Raw genomic sequence first — 17,606 nt, 5'->3', positions numbered from 1 at the left:
CGGGAATCTCCTGGAAATCCGCGCGCCGCCAGGCACGCGGTGATGGCGTCGCGCCGGCACACCGATTGCCGACACCGGCCGGACCACCACCCACCAGGAGTTCTTCATGTTCGCCCACAACAAACGCCTGCAGTACACGGTCCGCGTGACCGAGACCAACCCGGGCCTGGCCAATCTCATGCTCGAGCAGTTCGGCGGCCCGCAGGGCGAGCTGGCCGCCGCCTGCCGCTACTTCACCCAGGCCCTGGGCGAGGACGACCCCGGCCGCAAGGACATGCTCATGGACATCGCCACCGAGGAGCTCAGCCACCTGGAGGTGATCGGCACCATCGTGGCCATGCTCAACAAGGGCGCCAAGGGCCGGCTGGCCGAGGGCGTGGAGACCGAGGCCGAGCTGTACCGCGCCATCTCGGGCGCCGGCAACGACAGCCACGTGACCCAGGTGCTGTACGGCGGCGGCCCGCCGCTGGTGAATTCCGCCGGCGTGCCCTGGACGGCCGCCTACATCGACACCATCGGCGAGCCCACGGCGGACCTGCGCTCCAACATCGCGGCCGAGGCGCGCGCCAAGATCGTCTACGAGCGGCTCATCAACCTCACGGACGATCCGGGCGTGAAGGAGGCGCTGGGCTTTTTGATGACGCGCGAGATCGCGCACCAGAAGTCCTTCGAGAAGGCGCTGTACAGCATCGCGCCGAACTTCCCGCCAGGCAAGACGCCGGGCGATCCGCGCTTCACCAGCGTGTACTTCAACATGTCGCAGGGGGATGGCGACACCGTGCGCGGTCCCTGGAACGCCGGCGACCGCTGGCAGTTCGTGTCCGACCGCGACCAGCAGGCCGCGGTCGACGGCGGCTCCGGCCTGCCCGGCGTGCAGCTGGGCGCCGAGGAAGACAGCGTGGTGCAGCAGATGGCCCAGCGCACCGCCTCCGTGCCCACCGGCGATCCGCTCACCGGCGCCGAACTCGGCATGGGCGAGGACGCCGCGCTCAACGACATCACGCGGGCCGTCAAGCCGTCGACGGACGGCGCGGGCGGCACCACTCCGCCCACCACCCCCGGTCTCTGACGTCCACCCACGGGCCGCACCGCGGCCCCTTTCCGGAGAGCGATCCATGCTGGCAATGAATTACCGCGGTCCCTACCGCGTGCGTGCCGACCACATGCCCGAACCGCGCATCGAGCACCCGGGCGATGCCATCGTGCGCGTCACGCGCTCGTGCATCTGCGGCTCGGACCTGCACCTGTTCCATGGCCTGGTGCCCGACACGCGCGTGGGCAGCACCTTCGGCCACGAGTTCTGCGGCGTCGTCGAGGAGGTCGGCCCTGCGGTGCGCAACCTCAAGGTCGGCGACGCCGTGCTCGTGCCCTTCAACATCTTCTGCGGCACCTGCTGGTTCTGCGAGCGCGAGCTCTACAGCAACTGCCACAACGTGAACCCCGAGGCCACGGCCGTCGGCGGCATCTACGGCTACTCGCACACCACGGGCGGCTATGCCGGCGGCCAGGCCGAACGGGTGCGCGTGCCCATGGCCGACATCGGCCCGACCGTGATCCCGGAGGACATTTCGCTGGACGATGCGGTGCTGCTGACCGATGCCTTCCCCACCGGCTACCAGGCCGCCGAGATGGGCGACATCCGCGAGAACGACACGGTGGTGGTGTTCGGCGCCGGGCCGGTCGGCATCTTCGCGGCCAAATCGGCCTGGCTGCTGGGTGCCGGCCGCGTGATCGTCGTCGACGAGGTCGACTACCGGCTGGACTTCGTGCGCCGCTTCGCGCACTGCGAGACCGTGAACTTCCGCGACGTGCGCGACATGGCCGTGCACCTGAAGAAGATGACCGACGGGCTCGGCCCGGACGTCTGCATCGACGCCGTGGGCGCCGAGGCCAGCGGCAGCGCGCTGCAGCGGCTGACCGGTGTGCACCTCATGCTGCAGGCCGGCGCGGCCACCGTGCTGCACTGGGCCATCAATTCGGTGCGCAAGGGCGGCACGGTCTCCATCGTGGGCGTCTACGGCCCCACCTTCAACGCCGTGCCCATCGGCAACGCGCTGAACAAAGGCCTCACGCTGCGCATGAACCAGGCCAGCGTCAAGCGCCACCTGCCGCGGCTCATCGAGCATGTGCGCGCCGGTCGGGTCAAGCCTTCCGAAGTCATCACCCACCGCATTCCGCTGGAGCACGTGGCCGATGCGTACCACATCTTCTCGAGCAAGCTCGACGGCTGCATCAAGACGGTGCTGACCATGCCCTCCGCGCGCTGAACCCAGGAGCCTCCCATGCCCGACGACACCGTCACCGCCGCCAGCACCCCCTCCGAAGGCAGCGCCAGCGCGGCCCCGCCCTTGCGCCCGCGCCCGCCCGGCTGGGGCGCCGACCTGCCGCCGCAGAACCGGCCGGCTGTGCCCAAGGAACGCCAGCCGGCGCGCCTGCCGGGCCTGCACTGGACCCAGCCCGAGCAGCAGCAAAGCCATGTCCACGTGCTCTGCTCGGTCGAGCGGCCCGGCATCACGCCCGTCTTCGGCACCACCGTGCCGCCGCGCGGGATCAGTGGCCTGCTGCGGGGCCTGGCCTTTCGCTGGAGCGAGAACGACCTGCGCCATTGGCTGGTGCTGCTGGCCGCCGACCGCGTGCATGTGGGCGAAGGCCTGGTGGACGACCTGCTGCGTGGCCGCGTGCCCAACATCCCGGCCGAGATGGGCATGCGCGCCGAATGGCAGCACAACCCGCGCGGCGCCGTGCACAAGGTCGGTCTGGCCGTGGGGGCGCTGGCGCTGCTCTACCTGCTGAGGCGCCGACGCTGAGGGCCTGGCGTCAGTCGCCGTCCGCCGGGGGCTTGCCGGCCGGGGCGCGCGGCGGCGCGCTGCCAGGGACCTCGTCGGGCACCGTGGTCACGGTCACGGACACCGGGTCGCTGGCCGGGAAGCTCTCCTGGATGCCGTGGTCGAGCGCGTCTTCGCTGGGCGTCTTGGGCAGCGGCGCAGCGGGATCGGGCGGCGGGTGGTGCTCCGCCGTGGGAAAAGGCCAAGGGCGTTTGCTGGTCATCTCATGCACCTCCGATGCCGACGTTGACGGTGCCCGTGCCCTGGCAGGTGGCGCAGGTCCGGCCATCGATGCGGCCGGTGCCGCCGCAGTCGCGGCACGGGGCTTCGCCCGTGCCCGGCGTGCCGGCAGGCGCTTCGTCGCCCGGGGCCATGGGCGGACTGGCCGGCGCCGCGGGCGCGCCGGTGGCTGGGGATGGGTCGTCGTGCGTCATGCGTGGGTGCGGCAAACCGCGTTCCCGCGCGGGTGCTGCGCCAAGCGGTGCAGCGCGGCCGGCAGTGCATCGCAGATCTCGCTGGCCAGATAGCCCAGCGTGCCGTGCCGGCGCGCGAGCCGGCTGCCGGCCTGCGCGTGCGCGGCCACGGCCCAGGCGGCCGCCTGCTCGGCAGGCACACCCTGGGCCGCCAGCCCGGCCAGCGCGCCGGCCAGCACATCGCCCGACCCGGAGGTGCCCAGGCCCGGCACCGTGCAGCTGTGCTGCCAGGCACGGCCGTCCGCAGCGGCGATGCAGGTGGTGGCGCCCTTGAGCGCCACGACGGCTTGCCAGCGCCGGGCCGCGGCCAGCGCGTGGCGGGCCGGTGCGGCCAGGATCTCGTCCTTGGGAATGTCCAGCAGGCCCGCCATTTCGCCCGCGTGCGGCGTCAGCACCACCGGCTGGGTGAAGCGGCTGCCCGCGCGCACGATGTCCATGGCCAGCGCGTCGAGCACGACCGTGGCCTGCGCGCACAGCGGCAGCGCCACCGCCACGAAGGCACAGGTGGCGGCCCCATGCTGCATGCCCGGCCCGACCAGCACGGCCGAGGCCTTGCCGGCCACCGCCGCGAGTTCTTGCGCGCCATCGGCGGCCAGGCCGCCCTCGGCGGTCTCGGGCAAGGCGATCACACGCGCCTCGGGCATCTGCAGGGCCAGTCCCTGCGCGATGCACTGCGGCACGGCCATGGACAGCTTGCCCGCGCCGGCCCGCAGCGCAGCGCGCGCGGCCAGCAGCGCCGCGCCGGGCATCTCGCGGCTGCCGGCCACGACCAGCACCTGGCCGCGCGCCTCCTTGTCGCCGCCGGCATCGGGCGCCGGCAGCGGCCAGTCGCGCAGCGATTGCGCGGTCAAAGCGAGCGGCTCGGCCGGCGCGGCATTCATGGCTTGGGCGCGGCCGGCGCGTCGGGTGCGGCGGTGGCCGGCACGCCGGCCTCCTGCAAGGGCGCGAGGAAGTTCACGAGGTCCAGCACCAGGCCCTGCCCGTCCGCGGCCCGTCGGTACGAGGTCACGCTGCAATTGGGCACATCGCCCTCGGCATCGATGGCCAGGATCTGCCCTTCGTCCAGTTCCTCGATCAGGTAACGCATGCAGTTCACCACCACTTGGTGCGCCACCACCAGCACGCGTTGCCCGGCGTACTCGCGCGTGAGCATCTCGGTCAGGCTGCGCAGGCGCAGGATCACGTCGCACCAGCTCTCGCCGCCGGGCGGGCGGAAGTAGAACTTGCCGACATGGCCGCGCTGCGCGTTCAGCTCGGGATGCTTCTGGGCAATGCCATGGCGCGTGAGCCGGTCGACGATGCCGAACTCCTTCTCGCGCAGGCGCTCGTCCTGGCGCGTGCGCACCGCGCCATCCCAGCCGCCGGCCGACTCGGCGACGATGCGGGCAGTCTCCAGCGCGCGCAGGTAGGGCGAGCACAGCACCACCTGGGGCCGCTGCTCTGGCGGCAGGCTGCCGAACCAGCGGCCAAGCGCACGCGACTGCGTGACGCCCAGCTCCGACAGCGGCGTGTCGATATCGCGAAACGAGATGTCGATCATGGCCTGGCCCGCGGCTTCGGCCGCGTCGCGCGCCACGTTGCCGGCGCTCTGGCCATGGCGCACGATCCAGAGGGTGTGGGGCCATGCGGTGGAGGTCATGCGGAAATGGTGACGGCGTGGCCGGCGTGCGGATGTAGGTTCATGGCGCATCGCGCAGGTGCAGGCCGGCGTGGGGCGCTGCAGGCTGCGACGCATCAGCGCGGCGCTGCATCCCATCCGTCCGGCAGCGCGAAGCCGCCCTGCGCGTCCATGCCGGTGGGCACCTGCAGGCGCACCGCCAGCCGGCCCGCGTCGAAGGGCGCATGCACCTTCACGTCGTTGTCGAAGTAGACGAACACGTCGCGCGGCCGGCGCCGGCCCTGCCCCTTGCCCACCGTGTGCGCCTGCGCATGCTGGCCGCCCGCGCGCCAGGCGCGCACGCGCCCGGCCCAGTCGTCCAGCGCCGCATCGCCGTAGCCGCTGGCGTAGAGCTCCTCGTCGCCATGCAGGCGCACGTAGACGAAGTCGGCCGTCAGGTCCTCCAGCAGCGGCCAGCGCCCGGCCGTGTCGGCCACCACCAGCGCGATGCCGTGGCGGCGCAGCTGGGCGACGAAGGCCGGGTCGGCGAAGCTGGCATGGCGGACCTCCACCGCGTGGCGCAGCCGCTGCGCCGCACGTGGCCGCAGCAGCGCCCTGCCCTGCATGCGCGCGTCGTGCGCCCGGGCCAGCGCGGCCTCGGTGTCCTGCGGCAGCTGCGCGAAGAAGGCCTCGCAGCGCTCGGCGTCGTAGGCGAGGGAAGGCGGAAACTGCCAGAGCAGCGGCCCCAGCTTGCGGCCCAGCGCGAACAGGCCGGAGGCGAAGAAGTTGGCCAGCGGCGTGTGGACTTCGCGCAGCCGCAGCATGTGGGTGATGTAGCGCGGCCCCTTCACGGCGAACTGGAAGTCCTCGGGCGTTTCGTCGTGCCAGGCCTCGTACGAGGCTGGCTGCTGCAGCGCGTAGTGCGAGCCGTTGAGCTCGATGGTGGGCAGCATGCGCGCGGCGAAGCGCAGCTCCAGGCGCTGTGCCAGGCCGCGCGGATAGAACACGCCGCGCCAGCGCGCATAGCGCCAGCCCGAGATGCCGATGCGCACGCTGGCCAAGCCGGCTTCCCTGCCCCGCTACTGCCCAGGCCGCGGCGTGCCAACGCCGTCGGCCGGGACGGACTCCAGCGTGCGCTGGACCTCGGTCAAGGCTTCGTCGTCGGCCATGCCGAGCTCGGCGCCGGTCATGGGATCGCCAGCCGGCACCGAGGCCGTGCGGCCCGCCATCTGCGCGACGACCGCCGCCTCGGCGTCGTCGAGCTGGGTCGTCGCCGAGCCATCGCCGCCATCGACAGCGCTTTGCGCCTCGCGTTCGGACACCACCTGCCAGCGCTCGCCGGTGTTCCAGGGCCCGGTCGCCGCGTCGCCGTCGCCCTGCGACATGTTGAAGTACACGCTGGTGAAGCGCGGGTCGCCCGGCGTCTTGCCCGGCGGGAAGTTCGGCGCGATGCTGTACAGCGCCTTCTCGAAGGACTTCTGGTGCGCGATCTCGCGCGTCATCAGAAAGCCCAGCGCCTCCTTCACGCCCGGGTCGTCCGTGAGGTTGATGAGCCGCTCGTAGACGATCTTGGCGCGCGCCTCGGCCGCGATGTTGGAGCGCAGGTCCGCCGTGGGCTCGCCGATGGTGTCGATGTAGGCGGCCGTCCAGGGCACGCCGGCGGAGTTCACCAGCGGCGGGCCGCCGCCGTACAGCACCTGGGTCACGTGGCTGTCGTTGCCGGCGCCCGAGATGGCGCGGTACAGCTCGGCCTCGGTCTCCACGCCCTCGGCCAGCCGGCCCTTGGCGCCCTTGTTGAGCATGGCCACGATGGTGCCGATGACCTCCAGGTGGCTGAGTTCTTCGGTGGCGATGTCCATGAGCATGTCCTTGCGGCCGGGGTCGTCCTCGCCCAGGGCCTGGGTGAAGTAGCGGCAGGCGGCGGCCAGCTCGCCCTGCGGCCCGCCGAACTGCTCGAGCATGAGGTTGGCCAGACCCGGGTTGGTCTCGGTCACGCGGACCGTGTACTGCAGACGCTTGTTGTGAAAGAACATGGAAGCTCCGTGGTTGCGTGGAAGAAGCCCGCCGCTGCGGGACCTGTCGCCACTGTCGGCCTGCCGGCGGTGCTGCGGTGTCAGTCGATGGCAGCTCTGCGCTTCAGTGCCGGCGCACGCGCCGGAACAGCACGGCCCGCCGACAGGCTTCACGCAGACGCAGCGAAGCCCCCCAGCGTGGGGTCCACGCCGGAGCTGTCCGCCCTGCCCCCTTGCTACGGCGCCGGTCCGTGCAGGTAGGTGGCGGGCCGCGTGAGCGGAACGCGCACGAAGAACTCGCTGCCCTTGCCGGCACCCTCGCTCTTGACCTCCACCGAGCCGCCATGCAGCGCGACGATCTCCTTGACCAGCGCCAGCCCGATGCCCAGGCCCTTGCCGCGGGCGGTGTCCGCGCCCTCGGCCTGCGTGAACATCTCGAAGATCCTTGGCTGCAGCTCCGGACCGATGCCGCGCCCCGTGTCCTGCACGCGCACGACGAAATGCCGCGTTTCCACATTGGCCTGCAGCGCGACCCGTCCACCGGCCGGCGTGAACTTGATGGCGTTGTCCAGCAGGTTGCCGACGACCTGCACGATGCGGCCGGGGTCCACTTCGACCTGCACCGCCACCGGCGGCAGCACGCAAACCAGGTCGAGCTGCCGGCGCATGGCCGCCTCGCGACAGCTCTCCACGGCCTCGGCCAGCAGCGGCTGCAGTGGCACAGTCTCGTAGACGATGCGCATGCTGCCCTGGCCCACGCGCGTCATGTCGATCAGGTCCTCGACCAGCCGCTCCATCTGGTGGATCTGCCGGCGCAGGATGCGCGTGGCGCGCTCGCGCAGGGCCGGTTCGATGGGCTGGGACAGCAGCTCGGCGGCCGTGGTCAGCGGCTGCAGCGGGCTGCGCAGCTCGTGGGCGATCGTCGCCAGCACAAGGTCCTGGTCCTGGCGGAACTGGCGCACCTGGCGCACCTCCTGCTCCAGCGCATCCAGGCGCAGCCGCAAGTGGGTGGCATCGCGGAACAGCTTGGCATAGCCGCGCGGCTCCCCCGCAGTGCCCAGGGGCACCGTCATGCCACTGGCCCACAGCCGCGAGCCGTCCTTGCGCATATGCCAGCGCTCGTCCTCGGCCGAACCGAGCAGCCGGGCGCTGTTGAGCTCGTGCAGGTGCAGATCCAGCGCCGCGTCCTCGGGCGTGAACAGCATCGACAGGGACCGGCCGAGCACGTCCTGCGCCCTGAATCCGGTCAGCGCGAAGGCGCCCTCGCTCCAGCCCGAGATGCACCCAGCGGTGTCGACGAACACCACGGCGTACTGCTTGAGGCCGGCCGGGAACAGCGCGAACAGCGCCTGGGCGTCCTGCGCGTCCCATGCCGCGTTGCCCTGCGTCTGCAGGCTCATGGGCGGCTGGCCGCGCGGTGGCCGATGGCAAGGAGAGCAAGGGGCATGTGCGGCGGCTCGGTGAGGTCGATGGCTGCTCAGTCTGCACGGCTGTTCGCCGCGCCACGTAGGCGTGCGCCCGGACCGCCTGTCGGCGCCTTGGGCCCACGTTCCAGACCGGTATGCGGCTACACCCTCAGGGACAGGGCGGCTGCGTCTCCCAGGCCAGCGATCCCTGCCGCGCATGCAAGGATGCGCGCATCACGGCTTCGTGGTGTTCGCGCACCCAACCGATGGTCCAGGCGCAGGCCTGCATCTGGGCCAGCCGCGAGCCGGGGTCCGCACCATACGGGTTGGCCCAGCGCTGCTGCCCGCACCGGTAGGCGCTACGCCCCGCTTCCATCGCCCTGTCCACCGCACTGTCCATGCAAGCTTCTACGGGTAGGCACGGCGCACGGCATGTAGGACGTCGCCCCGATCCGACCGTTCTGGCGCCACCGCGCTTTACATCGCCATCGGCCGGCACCACACTGGGGCGGCAGCCTCCTTCGTGCCCTGGTTGCCGAGCCACCGTGAGCGCACCCTCGGAGGTGCTCCCATGGAGTTCCGCGATGCATATGAAGCCTGGAAAGCCGCCCACCAAGCGGCGCAGCAGGCCGAACTCCTGACATTGCGCAACGGGCCGGCGCACGCCAGTGCGCTGGATCGGCAGCAGGCCGCGGCGCTGCGCCAGCTGGCTTCCCAGCACCTGCGCACCATGCTGGCTGCATCGGCCACTGCGGCGGCGGCCTGCCGGCCTCCCGAAGGTCACGAGGCACGCGACAAGGCGCTGGCGGCGCTGCGCGGCCTGGCCCGGCTCTGAGGCCGCTGCGCGCGCAGTGTGGAACGCCGATTGCCACGCAATGCCATGACCCGGACTACCCCACCTTCCCCCGAGCTTGCCACCCATGCCAGCGCCGGCGACCCGCCGCCGGCCAGCGGCAGCCCCGCCGACCGCGGCACCACCCGCACCGTGGTGCAGGACGACGAGGCGCTGCGCCTGCCGCACGAGCGCGACGAGTCGTCCGACAGCGGCGTGCGCGCGCCCAGTGAAAGCATGCGCCAGGCGGGCCGCGAACTGCAGGCCGGCCAGGCCGATGCGCCCCGCGGCCCCGCCACGCAGCGGCGCTACAGCGACTTGACAGCGCGGGCCGGCGGCCAGGCGCGGCCGGCCGAAGCCGCCGCGGCACCGCCCGCGCCTGCGGGCGCCGGCGCCAGCGGGTCCACCACACCCGCGAGAGCCCCCATGGATGACGCCGAGCACCAGGCCGGCCAGCAGGCCTCGTCCTCCCTGTCGCGCGAGGACCTGGCCAAGAAGCGGGCCGTGCTGCGACGCGCCCGCGCCGACCATGCCATCAAGGGCGAGCCCACCAGCGGCCTGCCCGAACAGGCAGAGCGGGGCCGCGCCGAGGACGTGGTGCCGCCGCCCGGGGGACAGACCGACCAGACCCGCTGAGCCGTGCTGTTCGGCGCTGCGCGGCCTGTCCCACAGGGCCTGCCGGCGCCATCCGGCGGTCGGACGCCGTGCACCGGGCGAGACTGGCTTCGCGTCTCGGTCCTGGACGCAAATTGCTTGCAGGGGTCTGCGCCCGCCACACCCGGCGGGCGCTTTTTTCTCCACGCGCGCGCAGCTTCCCATGCGAAAGGCCTCCCGTATGCCCTCCCCCTTGGATCGACCAGCGGCCCGCGCCACGGCCGTGCATGCACTCGTGGCCGGCAGCCTGGCCAGCCTGCTCTCCTGCGCCGTGCTGGCCTGGGCCGGCCGCCGCGAGAATGCCAGCGCCGCTGCGCCGCTGAACGCCGTCAGCCATTGGTACTGGGACGACGAGGCGCTGCAGCACGACGGCGTGGACGCGGCGCACACCGCCACCGGCTATGCCACGCACCATGCCACCTCGGTGTTCTGGGCAGGGCTGTTCGCGCTGGCCTGCCGCCGCCAGCCGGCGCTGCGCCGTGGCAAGGGAGCGCTGATGGGCAGCGCGGCGACGAGTGCGCTGGCCTGCTTCGTCGACTTCCAGCTCACCCCCAGGCGCTTCACGCCCGGGTTCGAACACCGGCTGTCCCGCCCCGCGCTGGCCGGCGTGTATGCGGCCTTCGCGCTGGGGCTGGCACTCGGCACCGCGGCCGTGGAGCGGCGCCGCAACGCGGCGCCAGCCGCAGCGCCGCCCGGGCAGCTGCCGTGAGTCCCAGGCCGCTGCGGATCCTGGTCGTGGGCGCCTCCGGCCTGATCGGCGGCGCACTGGCACGCGCGCTGGCGCAACAGGGCCACAGTGTGGTCGCGGCGGTGCGCACGCCTGCGCTGCATGCCGCCACACCGGCCACGGCCACGCTGCAGGCCGATCTGGCCGAGGTGCCGCCAGCCCCCTGGTGGGCGGGGCAACTGCGCGGCATGGACCTCGTGGTCAACGCGGTCGGCATCTTCCGCGAGCACGGCCGCCAGCGCTTCGACACCCTGCATGCGCGCGGACCCATCGCGCTGTTCGAGGGCGCGGCCCAGGCCGGCGTGCCGCGCGCGGTACAGGTCTCGGCACTGGGCAGCGGTGCCCAGGCCGCCAGCGCCTTTCACCGCAGCAAGCACGCGGCCGATGCTGCACTGCGCGCGCTGCCGCTGCGCTCCCTGGTGGTGCAACCCTCGCTGGTGTACGCACCTGCGGGCGCCAGCACCCGGCTGTTCCATGGCCTGGCCGCGCTGCCGCTGCTGGCGCTGCCGGCCACGCCGGCCCAGGTGCAGCCGCTGCACCTGGACGACCTCGTGCAGGCGGTGCTGCGCTGGATCGGCGATGCCGGGGCACCCAGCATGACGCTGGCCGCCGTGGGTCCGCAGCCGCTGGGCCTGGCGGCCTACCTGGCCACGCTGCGCCGCGCCCTGGGCTGGCGGCGGCCGGCCTGGGTGCTGCCGGTGCCGCCCCGCCTTGCCGAAGGCGCTGCGGGGGTGCTGGGACGCCTGCCCGGCAGCACGGTGGACGCCGAGGCCGTGCGCATGCTGGTGCGCGGCAACACCGCCGACGCGGCCGCCATCACCGGCCTGCTGGGCCGGCCGCCGCGTGCGCCTGCGGCCTTCGTCGCGCCGACCGAACGGCCCGCGCTGCGTCAGGCCGCCGTCCTGCGGCTGCTGCTGCCGCTGGGGCGGGCCAGCGTGGCCGCGGTCTGGCTGTGGACCGCCGCCGTCTCCCTCGGCCTGTACCCGGTGGCGGGCAGCCTGGCGCTGCTTGCCGACTTCGGCCTGCACGGGGCGCCGGCCCGCGTGGCCCTGTACGCCGGCGCCCTGCTCGACCTCGCGCTGGGTGTGGCGACCTTGCTGGCGCCGCGGCGCCACATGGGCCGCGTGTGGTGTGCACTGCTGCTGGTCATCGCCGGCTACACCGCCCTGATCACGCTGCGCATGCCGCACTGGTGGCTGCATCCGTACGGTCCGCTGTCCAAGAACCTGCCCATGCTCGCGCTGATCGGCGTGCTGTGGGCCACGCAGCGCGACAAACCCTGAGGCGGCGCCATGGACTACCTCCCGGCCAAATGGCTGCACATCCTGTCGTCCACGGTGCTGTTCGGCACCGGCATCGGCACGGCCTTCTATCTGCTGGTCGCCAGCCTGAGCCGCGACGTGGGGCTGACGGCCGGCGTCACGCGCTGGGTGGTGCGGGCGGACTGGCTGTTCACGGTTACCACGGCCGTGCTGCAGCCGCTCACGGGCTGGTGGCTCATGCAGCTGGCCGGCTTTCCGGCCACGGCGCGCTGGCTGCAGTGGTCGATCGGCCTGTACGTGCTGGCGATGGCCTGCTGGTTGCCCGTGGTCTGGCTGCAGATGCGCCTGCGCGACGTGGCGGCCCAGGCCTTGCGTGATGGGGTCCCGCTGCCACCGCCTTATTGGCGCTACTTCCGCTGGTGGTGCGCGCTCGGCGTGCCCGCGCTCGGAGCCTTTCTGGCGATCTTCTGGCTCATGGTCGCCAAGCCCGCATGAGCACGCGTTCCAGCCTGTCAATCCGCTCCGACAACAGGACCGGAAGTGCGCGGGGAACGCCCACCGGCCAGGCGCTGACAGCAGCGCCCTGCGGCAGCCCGCACCATCACTGCGTCGCGCCAAGGCATGCCGGCGCGCCACACCCTTCACCTTCACACAGGAGCCCACCATGGCCGTCAAGACCGTCCAGGAACTGTTCATCCACGAACTGTCCGACACCTACAGCGCCGAGAAGCAGATGACGCGCTCGCTGCCCAAGATGGCGCGCGCCGCCGCCGACGAGCAGTTGGCCCAGGCCTTCCGCGACCATCTCGAGGAAACGCGCACCCAGGTGGAACGCATCGACCAGATCGTCGAGCTCACGGGCCTGAAGCTCAAACGCATCAAATGCGCCGCGATGGAAGGCCTGGTCGAGGAAGGCAACGACCTCATCGACGAGATCGACAAGGGCCCGGTGCTGGACGTGGCGCTGATCGGCGCGGCCCAGAAGGTCGAGCACTACGAGATCGCCAGCTACACCACGCTGGTGCTGCTGGCCACCAAACTGGGCCTGACCGAGGCCGTGCCGCTGCTGGAAGCCTCCCTGGCCGAGGAGAAGGCCACCGACGAGAAGCTCGGCACGCTGGGCCAGGCGGCCTCGATCGAGGAAGCGGTCGAGAGCTGATCGCCATGCACGCACCCGTGGCCGCCGGCACGCTGCGCCCGTGGCGCCGCGCGCTGGGCACGTTGATCCTCGTGCTGGGCCTGGTGCTGCTCGCGCTGCGGGCCTGGCAGGCGCTGCCCTGGGAGGATCCGCGCCTGCTGGGCGCACTGGCCGGCGGCGGCATGGCCGCGCTGGCCACGGCACTCGGCACGCTGCCGGTGTTGCTGCGCCAGCAGATGTCGCAGCGTACCTGCGACACGCTGCTGGGCTTCGGCGCGGGCGTGATGCTGGCCGCCTGCGCCTTCTCGCTGGTGCTGCCGGCGCTTGCCGCGGCCAAGGCCCAGGGTGCCGGTCCCTGGGGGGCAGGCGGCCTGGTCGGCAGCGCGCTGCTGCTGGGCGCGGCGCTGCTCATGCTGATCGACCGGCTCGTGCCGCACGAGCATTTCGTCAAGGGCACGGAAGGCCTGCGCGCACGTTCGCTGCGCCGGGCCTGGCTGTTCGTGCTGGCCATTGCACTGCACAACTTTCCCGAAGGTCTGGCCATCGGCGTGGGCTACGGCGGTGCGGACCACTTCGGCGCCAATGCGCTGGCCACCGGCATCGCGATCCAGGACGTGCCCGAGGGCATGGTCGTGGCGCTCGCGCTGCGCAGCGTGGGCTACGGGCGCTGGCTCAGCGCCGGCATCGGCATCGCCTCCGGCCTGATCGAGCCCGTGGCCGCCGTGATGGGCGCCGCGCTCATGACGGTGTCGGTCGGGCTGCTGCCCTGGGGCCTGGCGGCGGCCGCCGGCGCCATGCTGTTCGTGATCAGCCACGAGATCATTCCCGAATCGCACCGCCAGGGCCACGAGGCCTTCGCCACCGGTGGTCTGCTGCTGGGCTTCGTGCTCATGATGGTGCTGGACACGGCGCTGGGCTGAGGCCTAGGCCGGCCGCCGCCTGGCGCGCAGGCAGCGCCACAGCTCCTCCAGCAGCGGCACGACGTTGAAGACCAGCGAGGCCGTGCACAGGCCGACCAACGTGGCGGCCGGCAACGGCTGGTGGCGCAGTGCCAGACCGGCCGCGCCCGTGGCCGGGGGCGTCAGCGCCAGCAACAGCAGCCCGGCCAGCGGCAGCACTTCCATGAAGCTGTGCACCATCTGCTCGAAGGGGCGCACCGCGCGCCGGCCGACGACGAAGCGCAGCTCCAGCCAGGTCGTGGCTTCGTGCGCCACGATGGCTGCGGCCAGGATGGCCAGTACGGCCGGCGTGGGCTCCAGCAGCAGGGTCATCAGGGTTGCTGCGCCCATCTGCGCGAACAGCGCGCAGTGGAAAGCCGACTCGCGCCAGCCACTGTGGTGCTCGATCGCAGTGCGGCGGTGGCACCACCAGTCGGCGAAGCCGGCCGCGATCCACAGCGGCAGCACGCCGTACAGCCACAGCGCCAGCGCGTCACCGACCATGGCGTGGGGGCTCCGCCGCCGGCCCGTCACTGGCGTGCGATCGCCCGGCAAATCTTGCCGCAAACCGTGCCGGCCCGCCGGGCGGGCTCATCAGTGCCTGGCCCGCATCTGCCCGGCCGGCTTCGGCATGGCGTGCGCACCGCGCCACCAGTCCAGCAGCTTGTCCTTGGCCCGGGCTGTCATGCGGTCCTTCGTTCGTTGGGTGGATGACGCCCTGGGGGGAGCAAGACCCATACCCGCCGCAGCGGTGGACGGCGGGAACGCGCCTTGCCCCGGGGCCAAGGCGACACCGCACCCCGCGAACTCCGGAAGGACAGCATGAAGCCGAAGACCAGGCCGCCGAGCGGCCCACCGCAGCAGCAGCAACAGGAACAACCACAGGGGCCTGGCGATGTGGCAAGCGCACCGCCGCCGGGCACGGGGCAGCCCGCGCGCCGCGCGCCGGCCGATGCGCCCACCACCGCCTACGAGTACCCGGCCGGCGAACGCGGCGCCCCCGCGGCGGAGCACGAGCGCCAGCAGCGTGCGGTGCTGAGCGGCCCTTCGCGCGACGACGCCGCACGCGGCGAGCCGCGCCGCAGTCCCACGTCGCTGCCGGACAGCGATCCACAGGAGGACAGCATGGCGACACCCCACCCCTCCCCCACGCCCGCCGATCTGCAGCAGGCCCCCGCGACGCTGCCCGAAGGCCCCAACGTGGCACCCAGCCTGCACGAGCACGAAGCCGCGCAGGGCCGCACGCAGGACGGTGCAGACGCGGCCGGCGGTCGTGAGGAACGCATCCGCGCCGCGGCCTACGCATTGGCCGCCGGGCGCGGCTTCGCACCCGGCCGCGAAGTCGAGGACTGGCTGCAGGCCGAACGCCAGGTCGACGGCAGCGGCGACGGCGCGCCTTAGGCAGCAGCGCCCGCCGCGGCGGCCTGCAGCAGCGCCCGCACCGTCTGCGCGCGGCGTTCCCAGCTGCAGCGCGCGAGCATCGCCTGGATGCGCGCGTGCCGGTGCAGGTCGTGCACTCCCTCGCGCTGCAGTGCCGCCTCGCAGGCCTGCACGAAGCCGGCCGCGTCCTCTGCGGTGTCGACCACGGCAGCGTAGAGGTCGTGCACGTCCGGCAACGGCACGCTGACCACCGGCTTGCCCGCGGCAAGGAACTCCAGCAGCTGCGGCGGATGGGCCAATGCGGTGTGGGCATCGCGGTGCCAGGCCAGCAGGCCCAGCTGCACGCGCGCCAGCAGAGCCGGCAGCAGGCTGTAAGGCTGCGCGCCCAGCCAGTGCAGGTTGGGCCGCTGCGGCAGCGGCGTGTCCACCGGCAGCGCGACCGGGCCGATCAGCACGAGCTGCCAATGCGGCCGCGCGTCGGCGATGGCAGCGAGCAGTGCCAGATTCACATGGGCGCTGATGCGACCCACGTGGCAGAGCACGGGCCCGACCAGACCCCCGAGCAGGCGCGCGGCCTCCTGCGCTTCGCTGCCACCTGGCGCCACGGCCGCTGGCGTGAAGTGCGCGGCGTCCACCGCCTGGAACAGGCTCTGCACCCCAGGGCGCTGCCGTGCCAGCGCACGCGCCAACGCCGGGCCGGCCGCGCAGACCTGCGCCGCCCCGCGCAGCAGCCGCGCCTGCTGCAGCCGCCACCGTGGCGCCAAGGCGCCCACAGGAGGCCCCTCGGCGCAGTCGTAGACCGCAGGGCACAGGCGCAACGCGCGCAGCAGCGGCAGGGCCAGCGGCGTGCAGGCCCAGGCCAGCGCACCAGGCACGATCTCAGGTGCCAGCAGCGCGGCCATGGCCGGCGGCGGCGCGCCATCGAAGCCGTCCGAGGCCCCCGGGAGCAGCGGCTGCAGCACCTCCACCCCAGGCCATGGGCAACTGCGCAGCAGCCGTGCCGGCCCCTCGCCCGGCACCGGCGGCTCGATGAACACGATGCGGTGGTCCACCGCCAGTTCGGTCATCAGGTGGAGCGTGCGATGCTGCAGCGGGTCCCAGGGGCGGTGCGAGAACACGGCAAGCGTGGGTGGTTCCGGTGCCGCTGCCGGTTCCGGCAAGCGCTGCTGCCACAGCGCCAGCGCGCGCGCATAGGGGCGGTGCAGCACCCGCTCGAAGGGCGCGCGCGCGGCCGGCGCTGGCGCCACGTCCCACAGGCCGCTGTGGTGCCAGGCGCTGGCGTCGTTCCAGTCCGGCCGGTCCACCAGCGGATACAGGCACAGACCCAGCAGCGGCACGCCGGCGGCACGCGCGCGCAGCGCCTGGCAGGCCACGTCGCCGAGCCAGGCCGCCCGGCCTGCGCCCACATGGCTGGTCTCTGCCACCAGCAGCGGCCGGCCGTAGCGCTGCCAGGCGTCGTGCAGCAGCATGTCCAGGCCGCGCCGGCGCGGGTCGCGCGCATGCCACCACAGGCGCTGCTCGGTCTCCACCTCCCATTGCCCGCTGTGGTAGTGGTTCACGCCCAGCAGGTCCAGCATGCCGGGCCCACCGCCCAGCCCCGGTTCGGCCAGGCCGGCCAGCAGGTCCCAGGCCTGCCACTGGTAGGCGGCCACTTGCGCGGCCAGCGGTGCCAGCTCGGGCCGGCCGGCCGGCGCCACCACGTGCACGAGCGGCTCGACCTGCAGAAAGCGCGCCTGCGGATCGATGCGGCGCACGGCCTCTGCGGCCGCCAGCGTGGCACGGACGAGGCGGCGCTTGACCTCGTAGCCGCTGGCGCGCGTGCTGGGCCGGCGTTCCTGGGCGCCCTGATAGGCACCGAGCATGTTGGTGTGCGCGACGGCCCACGACAGGAAGCTGATCTCGTTGACCAGGGTATAGATGGGCGGCTCGGCGCCCTGCCCGCCCAGGGCCTGCGCGACGGCCGCAGCGAAGGCGGCGAAGCGGTCGATCAGCGCGTCGTCTCGCAGGTCCACGTCGGGCGGCGTGCCGTAGTGCATCACGGTCCACAGGATCTGCAGTCCATGGCGGCGCGCGCAGCGCGCCATGCGCAGCGGGCGCGCCAGGTCGAACACGCCAGGGCGCGGCTCGCACAGGCGCCAGCCGATGCTCTCGCGCACAGTCTGCAGGCCGGCCGCAGCGGCGCGGGCATAGTCGTCCTCCAGCTGCGCCAGGTGGCCATGCGCGCTGGCCATGTCGAGCGGGCGGCACTGCGGATCCAGGTGGTCGGCGCCTTCGAAGCCGCCCATCCAGAACGAGCGCAGCGACACCGGCTGCTCCCATGCGGCCGTGCCGCCCGCCTGCCTGCCATCGGTCTCCTGCATGC

At 72.8% G+C, this 17,606-nt stretch carries 21 protein-coding genes; 11 read left to right on the top strand and 10 right to left on the bottom strand.

Annotation, left to right across the window (positions count from 1 at the left end; translation table 11 throughout):
• Positions 1-106 precede the first annotated feature (106 nt).
• Genes IE209_RS20730 through IE209_RS20720 form a run of 3 tightly spaced genes read left to right on the top strand, consistent with a single transcriptional unit; the run spans position 107 to position 2,807 of the window.
• Entirely contained in the window at positions 107-1,069 is a 963-nt protein-coding gene (locus tag IE209_RS20730; protein WP_189688812.1) for a manganese catalase family protein, read from the top strand.
• Between the two features lie 46 nt (positions 1,070-1,115).
• Positions 1,116-2,267 (top strand): zinc-dependent alcohol dehydrogenase, encoded by a 1,152-nt coding sequence (locus tag IE209_RS20725; RefSeq protein ID WP_189688811.1) that lies wholly within the window; start codon positions 1,116-1,118, stop codon positions 2,265-2,267.
• A gap of 15 nt (positions 2,268-2,282) precedes the next feature.
• Positions 2,283-2,807 carry a hypothetical protein gene (locus IE209_RS20720; protein WP_189688810.1) on the top strand — a complete coding sequence of 175 codons (525 nt, stop codon included), beginning with the start codon at positions 2,283-2,285 and terminating at the stop codon, positions 2,805-2,807.
• A 10-nt stretch (positions 2,808-2,817) separates the two neighbouring features.
• Here IE209_RS20720 and IE209_RS20715 read toward each other — a convergent pair whose 3' ends face one another.
• The 8 genes from IE209_RS20715 to IE209_RS20680 all read right to left on the bottom strand — a co-directional run bounded on the left by IE209_RS20715 (position 2,818) and on the right by IE209_RS20680 (position 8,713).
• A complete protein-coding gene (locus IE209_RS20715) occupies positions 2,818-3,048 on the bottom strand; it encodes a hypothetical protein (RefSeq protein ID WP_189688809.1) in 231 nt (76 codons plus the stop codon).
• A gap of 1 nt (position 3,049) precedes the next feature.
• Positions 3,050-3,259, bottom strand: coding sequence for a hypothetical protein (locus IE209_RS20710; RefSeq protein ID WP_189688904.1), 210 nt, complete (start codon positions 3,257-3,259; stop codon positions 3,050-3,052).
• Positions 3,256-4,179, bottom strand: a complete 924-nt coding sequence (locus tag IE209_RS20705; protein WP_189688808.1) for an NAD(P)H-hydrate dehydratase — start codon at positions 4,177-4,179, stop codon at positions 3,256-3,258. Before IE209_RS20705 ends, IE209_RS20710 begins: the two co-directional genes overlap by 4 nt.
• Complete coding sequence (locus tag IE209_RS20700) at positions 4,176-4,937, bottom strand: histidine phosphatase family protein (RefSeq protein WP_189688807.1); 762 nt, start codon at positions 4,935-4,937, stop codon at positions 4,176-4,178. Before IE209_RS20700 ends, IE209_RS20705 begins: the two co-directional genes overlap by 4 nt.
• A gap of 95 nt (positions 4,938-5,032) precedes the next feature.
• A complete protein-coding gene (locus IE209_RS20695) occupies positions 5,033-5,956 on the bottom strand; it encodes a DUF72 domain-containing protein (protein ID WP_189688806.1) in 924 nt (307 codons plus the stop codon).
• A gap of 18 nt (positions 5,957-5,974) precedes the next feature.
• Positions 5,975-6,928 carry a manganese catalase family protein gene (locus tag IE209_RS20690; protein ID WP_189688805.1) on the bottom strand — a complete coding sequence of 318 codons (954 nt, stop codon included), beginning with the start codon at positions 6,926-6,928 and terminating at the stop codon, positions 5,975-5,977.
• Positions 6,929-7,143: 215 nt separating this feature from the next.
• Complete coding sequence (locus tag IE209_RS20685; protein WP_189688804.1) at positions 7,144-8,307, bottom strand: PAS domain-containing sensor histidine kinase; 1,164 nt, start codon at positions 8,305-8,307, stop codon at positions 7,144-7,146.
• 175 nt (positions 8,308-8,482) lie between these two features.
• Entirely contained in the window at positions 8,483-8,713 is a 231-nt protein-coding gene (locus tag IE209_RS20680) for a hypothetical protein (RefSeq protein ID WP_189688803.1), read from the bottom strand.
• Positions 8,714-8,884: 171 nt separating this feature from the next.
• On the opposite strand from IE209_RS20680, the gene IE209_RS20675 reads away from it, so the two are divergent.
• The 7 genes from IE209_RS20675 (at position 8,885) to IE209_RS20645 (ending at position 13,846) form a co-directional block, all read left to right on the top strand.
• A complete protein-coding gene (locus tag IE209_RS20675) occupies positions 8,885-9,148 on the top strand; it encodes a hypothetical protein (RefSeq protein WP_189688802.1) in 264 nt (87 codons plus the stop codon).
• 45 nt (positions 9,149-9,193) lie between these two features.
• A complete protein-coding gene (locus IE209_RS20670) occupies positions 9,194-9,781 on the top strand; it encodes a hypothetical protein (RefSeq protein ID WP_189688801.1) in 588 nt (195 codons plus the stop codon).
• A 211-nt stretch (positions 9,782-9,992) separates the two neighbouring features.
• Entirely contained in the window at positions 9,993-10,508 is a 516-nt protein-coding gene (locus IE209_RS20665) for a hypothetical protein (RefSeq protein ID WP_229882966.1), read from the top strand.
• Positions 10,505-11,809 carry an SDR family oxidoreductase gene (locus IE209_RS20660; protein ID WP_229882965.1) on the top strand — a complete coding sequence of 435 codons (1,305 nt, stop codon included), beginning with the start codon at positions 10,505-10,507 and terminating at the stop codon, positions 11,807-11,809. The genes IE209_RS20665 and IE209_RS20660 overlap by 4 nt, the downstream gene beginning before the upstream one ends.
• Before the next feature lie 9 nt (positions 11,810-11,818).
• Positions 11,819-12,283 (top strand): DUF2269 family protein, encoded by a 465-nt coding sequence (locus IE209_RS20655; RefSeq protein ID WP_189688799.1) that lies wholly within the window; start codon positions 11,819-11,821, stop codon positions 12,281-12,283.
• A 169-nt stretch (positions 12,284-12,452) separates the two neighbouring features.
• A complete protein-coding gene (locus IE209_RS20650; protein ID WP_189688798.1) occupies positions 12,453-12,947 on the top strand; it encodes a YciE/YciF ferroxidase family protein in 495 nt (164 codons plus the stop codon).
• A gap of 5 nt (positions 12,948-12,952) precedes the next feature.
• On the top strand, positions 12,953-13,846 hold the full coding sequence (locus IE209_RS20645) for a ZIP family metal transporter (protein WP_189688797.1): 894 nt from the start codon (positions 12,953-12,955) through the stop codon (positions 13,844-13,846).
• Positions 13,847-13,849: 3 nt separating this feature from the next.
• Here the strand turns inward: IE209_RS20645 and IE209_RS20640 are convergent, their stop codons facing one another.
• On the bottom strand, positions 13,850-14,368 hold the full coding sequence (locus IE209_RS20640; protein ID WP_189688796.1) for a hypothetical protein: 519 nt from the start codon (positions 14,366-14,368) through the stop codon (positions 13,850-13,852).
• A 318-nt stretch (positions 14,369-14,686) separates the two neighbouring features.
• Here IE209_RS20640 and IE209_RS20635 point away from each other — a divergent pair, with 318 nt between their 5' ends.
• Positions 14,687-15,265, top strand: coding sequence for a DUF2934 domain-containing protein (locus IE209_RS20635; RefSeq protein ID WP_189688795.1), 579 nt, complete (start codon positions 14,687-14,689; stop codon positions 15,263-15,265).
• Here IE209_RS20635 and IE209_RS20630 read toward each other — a convergent pair.
• Positions 15,262-17,604: a glycosyltransferase family protein gene (locus IE209_RS20630; protein WP_189688794.1), complete on the bottom strand. Its 2,343-nt coding sequence runs from the start codon at positions 17,602-17,604 to the stop codon at positions 15,262-15,264. The genes IE209_RS20635 and IE209_RS20630 overlap by 4 nt on opposite strands.
• Positions 17,605-17,606: the final 2 nt, after the last annotated feature.

The organism is Pseudorhodoferax aquiterrae (assembly GCF_014652235.1).
Classification (GTDB): domain Bacteria; phylum Pseudomonadota; class Gammaproteobacteria; order Burkholderiales; family Burkholderiaceae_C; genus Pseudorhodoferax; species Pseudorhodoferax aquiterrae.
The sequence above is the reverse complement of the archived record's forward strand: the minus strand, read 5'-3'. Positions and strand labels throughout refer to the sequence as shown.

Bases quoted from the DNA above. Each gene is read 5' to 3' on its own strand.
- IE209_RS20730 (WP_189688812.1), top strand. From the start codon at position 107: ATGTTCGCCCACAACAAACGCCTGCAGTACACGGTCCGCGTGACCGAG.
- IE209_RS20725 (WP_189688811.1), top strand. From the start codon at position 1,116: ATGCTGGCAATGAATTACCGCGGTCCCTACCGCGTGCGTGCCGACCAC.
- IE209_RS20720 (WP_189688810.1), top strand. From the start codon at position 2,283: ATGCCCGACGACACCGTCACCGCCGCCAGCACCCCCTCCGAAGGCAGC.
- IE209_RS20715 (WP_189688809.1), bottom strand. From the start codon at position 3,048: ATGACCAGCAAACGCCCTTGGCCTTTTCCCACGGCGGAGCACCACCCG.
- IE209_RS20710 (WP_189688904.1), bottom strand. From the start codon at position 3,259: ATGACGCACGACGACCCATCCCCAGCCACCGGCGCGCCCGCGGCGCCG.
- IE209_RS20705 (WP_189688808.1), bottom strand. From the start codon at position 4,179: ATGAATGCCGCGCCGGCCGAGCCGCTCGCTTTGACCGCGCAATCGCTG.
- IE209_RS20700 (WP_189688807.1), bottom strand. From the start codon at position 4,937: ATGACCTCCACCGCATGGCCCCACACCCTCTGGATCGTGCGCCATGGC.
- IE209_RS20690 (WP_189688805.1), bottom strand. From the start codon at position 6,928: ATGTTCTTTCACAACAAGCGTCTGCAGTACACGGTCCGCGTGACCGAG.
- IE209_RS20685 (WP_189688804.1), bottom strand. From the start codon at position 8,307: ATGAGCCTGCAGACGCAGGGCAACGCGGCATGGGACGCGCAGGACGCC.
- IE209_RS20680 (WP_189688803.1), bottom strand. From the start codon at position 8,713: ATGGACAGTGCGGTGGACAGGGCGATGGAAGCGGGGCGTAGCGCCTAC.
- IE209_RS20675 (WP_189688802.1), top strand. From the start codon at position 8,885: ATGGAGTTCCGCGATGCATATGAAGCCTGGAAAGCCGCCCACCAAGCG.
- IE209_RS20670 (WP_189688801.1), top strand. From the start codon at position 9,194: ATGACCCGGACTACCCCACCTTCCCCCGAGCTTGCCACCCATGCCAGC.
- IE209_RS20655 (WP_189688799.1), top strand. From the start codon at position 11,819: ATGGACTACCTCCCGGCCAAATGGCTGCACATCCTGTCGTCCACGGTG.
- IE209_RS20650 (WP_189688798.1), top strand. From the start codon at position 12,453: ATGGCCGTCAAGACCGTCCAGGAACTGTTCATCCACGAACTGTCCGAC.
- IE209_RS20645 (WP_189688797.1), top strand. From the start codon at position 12,953: ATGCACGCACCCGTGGCCGCCGGCACGCTGCGCCCGTGGCGCCGCGCG.
- IE209_RS20640 (WP_189688796.1), bottom strand. From the start codon at position 14,368: ATGGTCGGTGACGCGCTGGCGCTGTGGCTGTACGGCGTGCTGCCGCTG.
- IE209_RS20635 (WP_189688795.1), top strand. From the start codon at position 14,687: ATGAAGCCGAAGACCAGGCCGCCGAGCGGCCCACCGCAGCAGCAGCAA.
- IE209_RS20630 (WP_189688794.1), bottom strand. From the start codon at position 17,604: ATGCAGGAGACCGATGGCAGGCAGGCGGGCGGCACGGCCGCATGGGAG.